Source organism: Chryseobacterium sp. MHB01 (assembly GCF_034651565.1).
Classification (GTDB): domain Bacteria; phylum Bacteroidota; class Bacteroidia; order Flavobacteriales; family Weeksellaceae; genus Chryseobacterium; species Chryseobacterium nepalense.
In genome coordinates this window covers 331,539-345,523 of sequence record NZ_JAYEDA010000003.1, presented here as the reverse complement: position 1 = coordinate 345,523, position 13,985 = coordinate 331,539, and the positions used below count along the sequence as shown (strand labels likewise).

Genomic DNA, 13,985 nt, shown 5'->3' with positions numbered 1-13,985 from the left:
TATGAACAGAATTGTAGCCATACATTTATTAAACGACTATAGCGGAAGCCCGAAGGTATTAATGCAGCTTCTAAAAACCTGGACAGGAAAAAATATAGAAGTTCACTTATTTACTTCCGGCGGGAGTACAGGCTTTTTATCAGATTTGCCTAAAGTAGCCCGCCATCTGATTTGGTACCGGTTTTCTCAGAACCCGCTGATAAAAATCTGTAGCTTTTTTATCAGTCAGCTTTTTCTTACGATTAAGCTTCTGTTATTCCTGAAAAGGGAAGATATTATCTACATTAATACCGTGCTTCCTTTTGGAGCAGCTATTGCGGGAAAATTACGGGGCTGCAGAATAATTTATCATATCCATGAAACTTCCGTAAAACCTAGAATTTTTAAAGATTTTCTGTTCGGAATCGCAAGATTAACGGCTTCAAAAGGGGTTTTTGTTTCAGATTATCTGATGAAAAAAGAACCGATTGTTCAAAATCAGGTACTTCTTTATAATGTTCTGGAGCGCGAATTTGCTGAAAAGGCAGATCAATCCCATGGTATTTACGGTAAAGAACCTATTATTTTAATGATCTGCTCTTTAAAGTCTTACAAAGGGGTAGATGAATTTGTAAAACTTGCAGAAATAAACAGGACGTATCTTTTTAAACTGGTGCTGAATGCTTCGCAGAAGGAGATCGATATTTATTTTAAAGGAAAAACTTTACCGGATCATCTTAAAATTTATCCAACCCAGACTGATACCCATTCTTTTTACCGGGAAGCAAGCATTATTGTTAACCTTTCCCGACCGGATGAATGGGTGGAAACTTTCGGATTAACGATTCTGGAAGGAATGCGCTACCGGCTTCCTGCAATAGTCCCGCCGGTGGGAGGAATCACAGAACTGGTAAACGAAAATAAAAACGGTTTTCTTATAAATTCTGCAGACGTATATGAGCTGTCCGGCAAAATCCATTATCTGATGTGTAATGAAGAAATTTACAAATCTTTCAGCGAATCGGCATATCAAAAAAGTCTGATGTTTTCAGAAGATTATTTTGAAGAAACCTGTGTGCAGATGATTTCCATTTAACGGTTGTTTTTCCGGAATCTGGAATAATGGTCATTTAATTTTTAATTTAAATATTTGAAAATCAGTTATTTGTAATTTAATTTGAATTTGGAATATCAATAGTATAGATTTTATAAAAATATAATCGTATGAAAACTAAAGTAGCTATTATCGGAACTGTCGGACTTCCTGCCCGATACGGTGGATTTGAAACCCTTACGGAACATCTTGTAGAAGAACTTTCTGATACTTATGATTTTACGGTGTACTGTTCATCAAAAAAATACAGCAGGGAAGAAAGAAAAGAAAGCTGGAAAGGCAGCAGACTTAAATACATTCCTCTTGATGCAAACGGAATTCAGAGCATATTCTACGACAGCTGGTCTATCCTGCATGCATTGCGCTGCAGTGATGTGTTGCTCATTCTCGGAGTTGCGGGGGCGTGGCTTCTGCCTTTTGTAAGAATGTTCACCAATAAAAAAATAATTATTTCTATTGACGGAATCGAATGGAAGAGAGATAAATGGCCGCTGGCTGCAAAACTATATTTGTGGTTTGCAGAAAATCTGGCCGTAAAATATTCCCATATTGATATTTCAGATAACGAGTCAATTCAGGATTATACGTCTTTACGGTATGAAACCATCAGCAGGGTTATTGAATATGGTGCAGATCATACAAGAGTAAATGCTGCTCCCTCAGAACAGGATTTTCTGACCTATCCTTTTTTATCAAAGCCATATGCAGTAAAAGTATGCCGGATAGAGCCCGAAAATAATGTTTTAACGATTTTAAAAGTTTTTAGTGAAAATCCTGAGCATCACCTTGTGTTAGTCGGTAATTGGGAAAACAGTCATTATGGAAAAGATCTGAAGCAAAAATTTTCTGTTTTTGAGAATATCAGTCTTCTTGATCCTATTTATGACCAGCATACATTAGATATGATCCGCGGGAATGCTTCTCTGTATATTCACGGGCATTCGGCTGGAGGAACCAATCCTTCTCTAGTAGAAGCGATGTTTTTGGGGCTACCTGTTATCTGCTATGGCGTTTCATATAACAGAACGACAACAGGCGACCAGGCCTTCTATTTTTCTGATGAGAAAGAGCTGGAAAACCTCCTTAAGACCCTTACGCAGGCTGATATTAAGAAATGCGCTTTGAGAATGAAAAAAATTGCGGAAAATAAATATGTATGGAACACTGTCGCCGAAAAGTACAGCCAGGTTATTCAGGAGAGTTTTTCGGTTACAGCAAAGAAAAATGTCTATCCTGAAATTTCAAGGCTGGATAAAAAAATGCTTGAAAAATATAATATCAGTCATCTGCAGAATATACAGTTATTTAACAATGCTAAAAGCAGGATTTAAAAATTAAACCATTATGAAAAATTTTACAGAACTTACCGTGTATGGGCTTCTTGCTTTTACCCTGTCGATCTGCATCATTCCGCTGATGACGATGGTTGCCCAAAAATTTAAATTAGTTGATGTTCCTAACGCCCGGAAGGTGCATCAGAAAGCCATTCCGCTTATTGGTGGCTTAGCGATAGGTATTATCGTGGCATTGCTTGGCGGATTAACCAGCATGAAGGATGTAGAGGAAATCTTACCGATAATCATTACTTCTTATATAATGCTTCTGGTGGGGACTATGGATGATAAAACAGATATCAAGGCAATCTATAAGTTAGGAATTCAGATTTGTATAAGTATTATTATTGCTTCTTCAGGAATAAGAATTACCTCTTTATACGGACTTTTCGGGATCTATGAAATTGACGTGCTTGCTCAATATATAATTACGGTGCTGGTGATTGCAGCTGCAGTGAATGCCTTTAACCTTATTGATGGTATAGACGGACTGGCAGGAAGCGTTGCCGGAATTGGCTTCATTTTGCTTTTAGCGATTGCCGTTATCGAAAAAAATTACGGTTTGATGAAACTGGTGATGTTATTTATAGGAGGTATTGCTGCTTTTCTCAGATATAATTTTTCAAAAAAGAATAAAGTTTTCCTGGGAAATTCGGGATCACTATTCTTAGGATATTTTCTGGTGTCAATAGGAATTTATATATCAAAATTTGATCATCCGGCGTCCGGTTTCCCTCATGGATTATTTTTCCTGTTATTTGTGTTTACCATCCCGATGATCGACTCCGTGAGAGTATATGCAGACCGGGTATTGCAGGGTAAATCACCTTTTAACGCAGATAAATCCCATATTCATCATTACCTTCTGCAGCTGGGAATATCACATAAAAAAATTACAATACTTTTTGTGATGATGAATATTTCCATATTTGCTGCACAATACATCTTTCTGAAAAGCTTTTCCATATATACCTTTCTGGTATCATTGATTGCTTTTGTGGCCATTTTTAAATGCATTAAAGTTCTTAATTTCTTTACCATATGGAAAACTAAAGTGAAAGAATTGGAAAATAATGCACAATGATGATTCTGGGTCTGGTTAATAATTTTTGTTTAGCTAAAGTTGTTTTTCATGTATAATTAGTTTTTGAAAATGCTCCGGAATTTTTCGGAGCATTTATTCATTTTAAAAGTTAACCCTGATGTCTGCAGGTTTTTTCATTCTTATGGTAATCTTTAAAGGATCATCTGTGATCTGATAATCTGCGTCTTCATAGATTTCATCATCTTTTCTTTCCTGTACTTTGATTTCATCAAATCCGATCTCTGCCTTGGAGATCTCGATCACGAAATCATTTGTATTTTCATCCTCTTTAAAATGTTCTTTTTTAAAATCAATAAACTGCATAATATTTTGTATTTGGTTTGTTTTACAGATGGAGCAAATTGTATGCAAATACGATCTTTATTAGGTTTTTAAATTTAATGAAGATAAGAAAAACCGATAAAATAATGTTTTTCCGAATGGTGCTGTAATCCATAATTAAGTCCGGCGTCGATTTTAAAATTTTTCATCACTTCCATCTGAAGGGCAGCATTAATGTAGTTTGAAAATTCATGTGCTTTAAAATCGTAAGTATAATAAGTTTCTGCAATTCCGTCAAGGTTTTTGGTCAGCGGATGACTTATGGTAAGAGTCTGCAAAATTTCCGTATGCATTTCGGGAAGGTCCTGGTCTTTCAGTCGGTCCACTTCTACCTGAAAACCTAAATTCCAGTCTCCTGCAAATTTATAAAGCATAGGTACGATCAATCCGTATTCAAACCGGCTTTCGTCATCATATTGTGAAGAAGGAATTTTAGCATACGGCAGTACTGCCATTACAAAATTGCCTTTATCGTTTCCTGTAATATTCTGTTTTATCCGTAAAGTAATATCACCAAAACCATGCGTTTTAGAAATATCCCCGGAGCTTTTTTCAGTTTCTTTTTGTATGCCGTAACTCTGAAAACCGATCTGTACAGCGGTTGATCCGGTAATTCCGATTTTTATATTACCCTGATTGATTAGTAAGGTTTTTGTTTTCGTAAGATCAGATTCTTCTCTTGTTATTCGTACGGCATCTGTTTCATATTGAATATGCCCGGCATCCACTGTGTATGGTGATTCTGTGACATCAGGACGGTCCGTTTCCATTTCCCGCATCATTGATTTCGGAACGGGATTAAATAATGTATATTTTTTTTCATGTTCTTCCTGTGCACTGCAGGTGAAAGAAATTAAAAAAGCCGATAAAACCAATAAGGAGAAACTGTAATGATGAGTCATTGTTTTTTTTAATGACTATTGCAAATTGTATACTAATTTTCATCATAAAACTTATATGTGGTATTTAAAATTAAATTTATCTGCAGGCATAATAGCCAATCAAGAAATTCCATCTTGTAAATTGTTTTCAAAGCAATTACTTTTGCATAGGCTGAATGCAAACTTTTTATTCTATGAATACATTTCCAGAACATCATCATATAGGTTTGGTTTCCTCATTTCCGGAATTGGTAAAAACACAATTTCGGGGGAATGTGAATGCTGTTTGCTGGGAAAGAAATCTGGAAGGCGATTTTCAGGAAATTGTATCAAAACTTAAACTGAAAGAGAATATTACAGAAGTTTTTATAGATGATCTTTTGGCACTTGATCTGTCTGAAAAAGGGAATACAGCAAGAGAAACCATCATAAAGGATATGCAGATGCTGTCGGATTTTGGAGCAGCACCGTCCCTTAATTTATTGAAAAAATATGAGCGTGATGATGAATTTGATTTTATATCCACCGATGTTTATTCCTATCATGCAGACCGCTCCCCAATAGAAACTTCTACTTTTTTATGTACATACTACGGAGCAGCAAGCGAACTTATCCCGAATGATCAATGCACGCAGAAAATTCTCATTCCTGAAATAAGAGAATCTCTTAAAAAATTGTACGAAGGCTCCGATGAAGAGTTTGAAAATTTTCTGAAAGACAACTTTTTTGACCTTCATTATGCGGCAAATGAAGATGCGAAACCGGTTAATTTAGGAAAGGGTAACCTATGGAGACTTGCAGTAGATCATCCCGGACAAAATGTTTTACCCTGCATTCATCGGGCCCCGCAGGAAAATCCGGGAGAATACCGTCTTCTGTTAATTTGTTAGTAGGCACTACTTTGTAATTTTATACTTTTGTTTCAGAATCCCTTTTTATTTGACGGGACAACATATTAAAACGTTGGGATTAAATTGATATTAAAAAAGTTTGTCAATCACTTTTCTCGTCTGCTCCATCGCTACGCCAAATACTAGATGTGACCCGAATTCCCATACCCACCAGGATGTTGGCATTTCGGAAACTTTTCCCTGTAGATTAAGAGCCGGAACGGTAGAACCGTGGGTTAATGCCCAAACCGCTGTTCCTGCTGCAATACCTTCACCTGCTGTGAATTTTTTTCTTTTATCTGTCAGAAAAATATAGCTTACTCCAATCAATGCTCCTAACGTGTAATGGATGATTTTCATGGATTTCATTGTGCTATTATATGAAAGTTCTTTTCCTGTTATCTCAGAATATACTTTTTTAGCCAAAACCGCCGGCGGCATATTTTCCGCCTGATGGGTTACATCTGCACCACGCAACTTCAGTTCATCTTCTTTGGGCGGAAATTTTTTTTTTCCTATTTTCTGAAGTGGTGGTTCTGCAAGAGATTTGACATAAGAAGCAATCAGTCCTACAGCAACTCCCTTTATTAATATTTTTGTAATGGTATTCATTTTATAATGTAAGATTGTTATTTGGACAGATTTTCGGGCGGCCGTTGAAAACGGCCGCCCGAAAATCTTATATTCAAAAAAACTAAATTATTTCTTCAGAACAGACATTAATTTTTCTGCAACACCTTCTGAAGAAGCCGGATTTTGTCCGGTAATCAGCAATCCGTCCTGCACAACATGTACGCCCCAGTCGTCTGTTCTGGTATAGTGTCCGCCTGATTTTTTAAGTTCATCTTCAACAAGGAAAGGCACAATCTCTGTAAGCTGAACAGCCTCCTCTTCACTATTTGAAAAACCGGTAACATTTTTATCTTTAACAAAAGGATTACCGTTTTCGAGAACGATATCTTTAAAAACTCCAGGAGCATGACAAACCGCTGCTACTGGCTTTTCATTATTGTAAAAATCAAGGATCAATTGCTGAGAATCTTTGTCAAAAGCAAGATCCCAAAGCGGACCGTGGCCTCCCGGATAAAAAACAGCATCAAAATCAGCTGCTTTCTGATCGCTCAGTTTTTTGGTATTGGCAATGATATTTTTTACTTCTTCATCCTGATAATAACGTTTTGTTGCAGTGGTCTGCGCATCAGGATCTTCACTTTTCGGATCAATAGGAGCCTGTCCGCCTTTTGGGGTTGCTACGGTAATATCAAATCCCGCATCTTTCAGTAGATAATAAGGTGCTGCAAATTCTTCTACCCAGAATCCTGTTTTTTTTCCTGTATTTCCCAACTCATCATGGGAGGTTACTACGAATAGTATTTTCATTGTATTTATTTTATGGTTGATTTTTTAATAGATTTAGGTTGAAAAGTGTACTGTTTTTCAATAGAATGGCAAGTTTTATCAATAGAAAATCCTGCCTTTTCTTAAGGTACTTTTCACACCATATTCGGGTACTACTATACAACTTTATTGCCAATCAGGATCAAAATCAAATAAAATGTGGTATGTAATGAATAGATTAAAAAGAAGGAAATATTTCTTTGATCTATTGACTTTTCATCAGAAGCTCGATCATGAGGATAATAGAAATAAATTTCTTAGAAGACTGATATTTGGGATTTAGCTGTTCCCGGATTTCACCCAGCGCATTGCTCAGCTTGTTGCTGACGGTTTTATTGCTCAAGCCTAATGTTTCAGCAGTTTCATCTACCGACATATTTTTGCGAATTCTCATGTCATATACCTTTTGCTCAGTGGCAGGAAGTGTTGAAACAACTTCGTCAATCATTGCAAAAAGATCGGTAATTTCATATTCGTCAAGAATTTCAAAATATTCTGTATCAGTAAGGTGTACAAAATTTTCAGATTCGTCAATGCTTACGGTAGCCCATTCTTTTTTATGGCTGTTGAAATAATCAATCACCCGGTAATGAAGATGCTTCAGGAAATACCCTTTTGCACTTTCGTTTCCGTCGGTCTGGATGCTTTCTGTATCTTCCAGAACTTTTATCCATAGATTCTGAAGTAATTCTTCTGCCAATTCCTTGTCTTTGGTTCGTGCAAAAACAAAACGGTACAAATCATCCCAATACCTTTCATAGAGTATCATAAAAGCCGGCCGGTCGCCTGTTTTTATTTTTTTCAATAAGATGTGATCCGTCTGATTCATTGATGCAAAATTACCTAAACGAAAATTAACTTTTTGTGAACTTTGGGGAATGTAATATTAATTATTTCTGAAAATGAGACATGAATAATGGAATGAATTTTTATAAATGATTAAAAAATACCGCAAATTGTTAACAAGTCGATGCTAATATAAATACAATGTTAAATCCTTGCTGGGGAAGTTTTTCATTTTTGCTGTTTTATAGATGTAACGGCAAACGTTGATCAGGCATTTATGAAAAACCTACAGTATAAAGAAATTCAGGCATTCGTTTTCAGACTTTGGGAAAGGGAGGTTACTGAAGAAAAAATTTCAGAAAAAGAAAAACAACTTTTAGGGCAATGGAAAACCGGTGTGGAAAAAAATCTGGATGAACACTATATGAAAGAATCAAGAGAAAGAGTTCTGTTTTCTTTGGAACCTTATTTTGCATCAAGACATATTTCACATCATTCGAATACGTTTAAAAAACATTTTTTCCGGATAGCGGCTGCAATCATATTGCTTTTTACGGTAGGTGGTTTTTTCATCTATCATTCGTTCTTTAAGGCGAACAAATATTATGCAGAATCTGCCAATAGAAAAATAATACTGGCAGACGGTTCAGTTGTCATATTGCTTCCCGGTTCGCAGCTTACGGTAGAAAAGTCTTTTCCACAGGATACCCGGATTGTTGATCTGAAAGGTAACGCTGTTTTCACGGTGGCAAAATCAAAAAAACATCCGTTCATTGTACATGCTGAAGGTTTCAGTACAAAAGTATTGGGAACTGTTTTTAAAATTACACAAACCGGAAACAGTAAAACAGTAGATCTTTATGAAGGAAAAGTTGCCGTTTCTTACGCGGGTGCTCCGGTCGCTTTTCTGAAGCCTCATCAGAAATGGACGAATTTCGGGATTTCACGCACTGCAGCTGTAATTTCTTATGAAAAAGAAAAAACTACTCATAAAATATTTCCGTCTTTATTATCATTAAGCTTTAATGATGTTATGATGAAGGAAGTAGCGGAAGTTCTTCAGAAAAACTACGGTATCAGTATCATTTACCCTAAAGAATTTGCAGAAAAGAAAATAACCGCCGATTTCACAGGTGGTAGTACTGACGAAAATATTGAAGCACTTGCTTTCATACTTGGACTTGAAGTACAAAAAGAAAAGCAGACCTACATTCTTAAATAATACCAATTAAACTAATAATCAGATCAATATAATAAAGTAAACACTAGAAATGAAAAGTTTGAAATGTAGTTTTACCATTGCGGCCATATTTTTTTCGATAGCGGCAGAGGCGCAGGAATTGTCACAGAAAGTGTCGTTTACGGCTCCGGCAGGAAGGTCTTTGATCGAAGTGCTGGAAGAATTTGCAGGTAAAACAGGAATGAGATTGGCTTATTCAAAGACAGATATTAAAGATGTAAAAATAAAAAAAATACAGTGTGAAAATATTCCTGTTCATCGATGTCTGGACGATTTAACCACCGGGCTTCCTGTAGTATATCGTCTTCGTGGAGATCTTATTTCGGTTAAATATAATGCATCTGAAGTTTCCGTATCGGGAAACGGAAGAATATCCGGAAAAATAGTGGATGAAGTCGGGAATCCGGTTACAGGTGCAGAAATCAGTATTGCAGGCAGAAAAACCGTAACTGATAACAACGGAGATTTTGTGATAGAACTTCCTTCAGGAATCTACACGTTAATGGTAAAATCTCCCAAATACAACTCTTTACGTGTAGAAAAACTGCAGGTAAAAGATAATACAACCAATACCGTTTCTTTTGCCATGCGGCCGGTTTCGGATAAAGTTTCAGATATAAAAGAAGTGGTGATCACGGCGACAAAAAAAGCAGATACACAGGCCGGATTATTAACGCAGCAAAAAAAAGCTGCTCAGATGAGTGATGGAATCTCGGCAGAACAGATTTCAAAAACACCGGATAATGATTTGGGTGCAACTCTGAAAAGAGTAACAGGTGTAACTACTATTGATAATAAATATGTCGTTGTGCGATCGATGGGCGAAAGGTGGAATACGGCAGCCATGGACGGAATTAATCTTCCGAGCACCGAAGCGTATAACCAGAATTTTTCCTTTGATATTATTCCGAATTCTATGGTGGAAAGTGTTGTGATCAGTAAAACCGCAACACCCGATATGAATGCAAGTTTTGCCGGAGGATTTGTAGAAGTAAAAACAAAGGACATTCCTAATGAAAATTTTACAACTGTGACACTGGGAACTTCTTATAATGATATCGCAACTTTTAAAGAATTTCTTACCCGGAAAAGAGGGAAATATGATTACTTCGGCTATGACGATGGAACAAGAGATTTTCCTCTAGACCTTGTGTACACAGATTGGAATAATCCGTTGTTTTTTGAACAGTCAAAGCGTTTTGTTAATGATAATTTTACCAATTATAAGACAAAGGCAGATCTGAATTCCAATATGCAATTAGCATTGGGAAGAAGCTTTAAATTGAAAAATGATAATAAATGGGGACTTGCCGGCGCACTGACTATTCGGAACGAACAAAATAAACTAGATATAGATCACACCGGAAGGGGAGGATGGCTGGATAATGCAGGACTTATCAACAACTGGCAGGAATTGGGAGTGGCACCAGTGAAGTTTTTTAATTTTAAAAATAAAGGAGCATCTTACAGTTACAATTCCACCATCGGAGCAATGCTGAATTTCGGATTGCAGCTGGGAAAGAACAGGTTATCCTTCCGTAACTCATATACGCATATTTACGATCAGACCCTTACAAGAATTACGGGATGGAACGAGTATACCGGTGGTACCGGCCAGCCGGCAATGGCAGAAGGTTCATACAATTATTTTTATAATGGGATCATCCCTGATAACGATCCTTCTCAGCTTGCTGCCCTGGATCGTCCTTATACGGATAATACGGATTATCCTGTTTATCAGACCTTACTGCAGAATAAGCTGGAGGGAAACCACAAGATAAAAGAGTTGGAAATCAACTGGTTTGCTGCAAGAACAGGTGTAATTTCAGATACTAAAGATTATACGCAGTACCAGACTTTTTATGATTTTGTGGGAAATGAAATTTTAACCTACCATCAGATTTATAATTCAGGGAATAATTTTTCAAGAGGATATATCGGAAATAAAGAAACCGATTATAATTTCGGAGCTTCGGCAAAATGGAAAATGAATGCCGGAAACTTTAAGACCGATATCAAAATAGGGTATGCCGGCGCTCTGAAAAGCAATACCAACGAGCAGCAGAAATTTTTCCTGAAAGTGGATGAAAACCTTGATGTTCCCAATAGTGAAAAAAATTACCTGAAAATGTACGGTCTGCTTTCAGACTGGTTTGATGGTTCACACTATACGCAGGGAGGCATCGGATGGCAGACCAAACCGCTTTATAAAAGTGATACATATGAAGGAGAGGTAGATCAGCATGCACCCTACATCATGTTTGACAACCGCTGGAAAAACAAATTGAGACTGGTTTGGGGAGTTCGCGCCGAATATTTTAAATATACACTTATCTCTCAGCAGCTGGATGCAGATGATCCTAGAAACGTAACCAAAGGATCTATTGAAGAAAAGCCGTGGCAATGGATGCCTTCTGCCAACTTCACGTACAGCCCTTCCAGTAAAATTAATGTGAGGCTTGCGTATAACAGATCGGTAATCCGACCACAATTTAATGAAAGAACCGGTCTGCCTTATTTTGATCCTGTTGCCAATGGGTTGATTTACAATACGGAAATGACCTCTTCCGTAATCAATAATTATGATTTCAAATTTGAATGGTTTCCTAATTTGGGCGAAATTATTTCAGCAGGTCTATACTACAAAAATATCGATCGGCCAATAGAACGTGAAGGTTTTATTTCTAATGAAGGAAATCTTTTTTTATACAATGGAAATTCAAAAAATGCAAAACTGAAAGGATTTGAAGTGGAGGTAAAGAAAAGTTTGGGTTTTATACAAGAGAGCTTTTTTCTGCAGCATCTTTTTATCAGCGGAAACTTTACCTATAACACTACGAAGGTAATCGCTTTTAAAGACCGTTACAAAACTGAAGATACCGATGAGACTTATGAAGTGGAACGGCCGCTGTATGGACAGACACCCTATGCTTACAATCTTGGACTTTTATATGACGGAGAGCGCCTTGGAGTGAACTTCCTGTACAATGCCAAAGGAGACCAGTACATCACTGTAGGATATGCTTACATCGGGGAAGAGATCCAGAGGCCTTATGCAGTGGCCGATGCACAGATTTCTTACAAATTGTTAAGGAATAAAAGCTTAGAAGTAAAATTTAATGTCAGAAACCTGTTTAACAGAGTAAAAGAATTTTACAATAATTTCAATTCCTATTCAGTCTTTAAAGGATCCGGAACGGATTATCAGACGCAGAGAGAAGCGCTTGAGCTTCTACCCGGAGCTACCGATAAATATGATAAAGATATAGACAGGATATTGTTCAGAGCTTATAACGGAAGAACTTTCGGGTTAAGCGTGAATTATACTTTCTAAATAAATGAATATTCAGTAAAGAGCTCATTGCAATGTTACAGGTCTTATCCTGATGATTTGAATCAATATAATACTGATGATGCGCGCCACAGTATTGATTCGGAAAAAGCTGATACCTTCCCGAATATCAGCAATGAAAAATAGGGGACTCTTCATTATAGCTCCTCATGTAATGTTGGGTAAAAATAACCAAATCGCAGAAATACAGAGGCGGGTATTTCTAAATATTTAAAAACATCAGGTCTGGAAAAACTTAGATAAAAGGCTTGATCATTCAAAAACTTTAACAATGAGAAAATTAACTTTAATCGCAGTTACAGCTTTATCTCTTACAGCTTGTCAGCATGAAACTTTAGCAGATGCTACGACACCGTTCGAAATGCAGTCTGCTTCTGCAGAATATTTAACAGCTTCTTCACTTCCTGTTACCACAGTAAGCGGAGCCATTACATCAAATACTACATGGAGCGGAGTTGTTGAGCTTGATGGTATTGTAACCGTGAAAAACGGAGCGGTACTTACCATTCAGCCGGGAACATTTATTAAAGCAAAGCCAACTGCTGCCAATACGGCCACCGGAGTATTGGTAATTTCAAGAGGAAGCAGGCTTGATGCTCAGGGAACTTCTTCTCAGCCAATTGTTTTCACAAGCTACAACTTATTGGATGGAGACGAAAGCACAACCGCTAAGCCTGGAGATTTTGGAGGGGTAATCATGCTGGGAGCTGCACCGACCAACAAACCGACCACTACGGTAATCGAAGGGTTATCCGGAGCAGATTACCAGTACGGAGGATCTAATGCTTCAGACAACAGCGGAATTCTGAAGTACGCCCGTATCGAATTTGCAGGGTACGATCTTCTTGCTCCTAATTCAGGAAACGAAATCAACGGATTAACTTTAGGAGGAGTTGGAAGCGGTACTACTTTGGATCACATCCAGGTTGCTTACGGTAGAGACGATTCTTTCGAATTCTTCGGAGGTACTGTAAATGCATCAAATCTTATTTCTTTTGCATCGGATGATGATAACTTCGATTTCGATTTCGGATACAGCGGAACAATTGACTGTGCTCTGGCATTGGCAGATCAAAATTCTACGCACAGTCTTAGTGGTTCTAATCCTGATTCTAACGGTATTGAGCTTGATAACGACGGAACTGGTTCTTCTGCTTCACCATTTACGCATCCGGTAATCAACAATCTTACGATTGTAGGAGCGGGTACTTCTTCATTCGGAGCTTTGTATGAAAATGCAATTCACGTGAGAAGAAATGGAAAATTAACATTAAACAATGCTACGGTAACGGGCTATCCTGTTGGGGTACTATTGGAAACGGTAAGCGGTGCTCCTGTGAACCTTTCTGATCTTAATTTTACGAATGTACAGGCTTATGGATATACTTTCAATTTTGCTTCATTAGTAGGATCTACAAAGTCTGCACTTACTGTTTCCGGAGGTACGGCAACCACACTTAACGGAGGTATGCCTCAGCCGTTCTTCAACTCAGGTACTGTTAATCTTGGATCAAGAAACTGCGGAAATTTCTTTGCTTCCTGGACTAAATATGATTTCTCAATCGTAGAATAACTTTCAATGCAG

12 protein-coding genes are annotated in these 13,985 nt (G+C 37.4%); 7 read left to right on the top strand and 5 right to left on the bottom strand.

Going from position 1 to position 13,985, the window contains the following annotated elements:
- Position 1: 1 nt before the first annotated feature.
- The 3 genes from U9K52_RS07645 to U9K52_RS07635 all read left to right on the top strand — a co-directional run bounded on the left by U9K52_RS07645 (position 2) and on the right by U9K52_RS07635 (position 3,511).
- Positions 2-1,075 carry a glycosyltransferase family 4 protein gene (locus U9K52_RS07645; RefSeq protein WP_322925838.1) on the top strand — a complete coding sequence of 358 codons (1,074 nt, stop codon included), beginning with the start codon at positions 2-4 and terminating at the stop codon, positions 1,073-1,075.
- Positions 1,076-1,203: 128 nt separating this feature from the next.
- A complete protein-coding gene (locus U9K52_RS07640) occupies positions 1,204-2,424 on the top strand; it encodes a DUF1972 domain-containing protein (RefSeq protein WP_322925837.1) in 1,221 nt (406 codons plus the stop codon).
- 13 nt (positions 2,425-2,437) lie between these two features.
- The gene (locus U9K52_RS07635; protein ID WP_263603348.1) at positions 2,438-3,511 is read left to right on the top strand and encodes a glycosyltransferase family 4 protein; all 1,074 of its coding nucleotides are present in this window, start codon (positions 2,438-2,440) and stop codon (positions 3,509-3,511) included.
- A 102-nt stretch (positions 3,512-3,613) separates the two neighbouring features.
- On the opposite strand, the gene U9K52_RS07630 is transcribed toward U9K52_RS07635, so the two are convergent.
- On the bottom strand, positions 3,614-3,835 hold the full coding sequence (locus tag U9K52_RS07630) for a hypothetical protein (RefSeq protein ID WP_248392832.1): 222 nt from the start codon (positions 3,833-3,835) through the stop codon (positions 3,614-3,616).
- A 74-nt stretch (positions 3,836-3,909) separates the two neighbouring features.
- Positions 3,910-4,755: a transporter gene (locus U9K52_RS07625; RefSeq protein WP_322925836.1), complete on the bottom strand. Its 846-nt coding sequence runs from the start codon at positions 4,753-4,755 to the stop codon at positions 3,910-3,912.
- Between the two features lie 173 nt (positions 4,756-4,928).
- Here U9K52_RS07625 and U9K52_RS07620 point away from each other — a divergent pair, with 173 nt between their 5' ends.
- Entirely contained in the window at positions 4,929-5,624 is a 696-nt protein-coding gene (locus U9K52_RS07620; RefSeq protein WP_322925835.1) for a DUF1826 domain-containing protein, read from the top strand.
- Positions 5,625-5,714: 90 nt separating this feature from the next.
- On the opposite strand, the gene U9K52_RS07615 is transcribed toward U9K52_RS07620, so the two are convergent.
- From U9K52_RS07615 to U9K52_RS07605, 3 genes are all read right to left on the bottom strand, one after another.
- The gene (locus U9K52_RS07615) at positions 5,715-6,236 is read right to left on the bottom strand and encodes a DUF1440 domain-containing protein (protein ID WP_322925834.1); all 522 of its coding nucleotides are present in this window, start codon (positions 6,234-6,236) and stop codon (positions 5,715-5,717) included.
- An 87-nt stretch (positions 6,237-6,323) separates the two neighbouring features.
- On the bottom strand, positions 6,324-7,004 hold the full coding sequence (locus tag U9K52_RS07610) for a type 1 glutamine amidotransferase domain-containing protein (protein ID WP_248392837.1): 681 nt from the start codon (positions 7,002-7,004) through the stop codon (positions 6,324-6,326).
- A gap of 223 nt (positions 7,005-7,227) precedes the next feature.
- The gene (locus U9K52_RS07605) at positions 7,228-7,851 is read right to left on the bottom strand and encodes an RNA polymerase sigma factor (protein WP_248392838.1); all 624 of its coding nucleotides are present in this window, start codon (positions 7,849-7,851) and stop codon (positions 7,228-7,230) included.
- Positions 7,852-8,085: 234 nt separating this feature from the next.
- On the opposite strand from U9K52_RS07605, the gene U9K52_RS07600 reads away from it, so the two are divergent.
- The 3 genes from U9K52_RS07600 (at position 8,086) to U9K52_RS07590 (ending at position 13,973) form a co-directional block, all read left to right on the top strand.
- Positions 8,086-9,030 carry a FecR family protein gene (locus U9K52_RS07600; protein WP_322925833.1) on the top strand — a complete coding sequence of 315 codons (945 nt, stop codon included), beginning with the start codon at positions 8,086-8,088 and terminating at the stop codon, positions 9,028-9,030.
- 49 nt (positions 9,031-9,079) lie between these two features.
- Entirely contained in the window at positions 9,080-12,382 is a 3,303-nt protein-coding gene (locus U9K52_RS07595) for a TonB-dependent receptor (RefSeq protein WP_322925832.1), read from the top strand.
- Between the two features lie 289 nt (positions 12,383-12,671).
- Positions 12,672-13,973: a hypothetical protein gene (locus tag U9K52_RS07590; protein ID WP_322925831.1), complete on the top strand. Its 1,302-nt coding sequence runs from the start codon at positions 12,672-12,674 to the stop codon at positions 13,971-13,973.
- Positions 13,974-13,985: the final 12 nt, after the last annotated feature.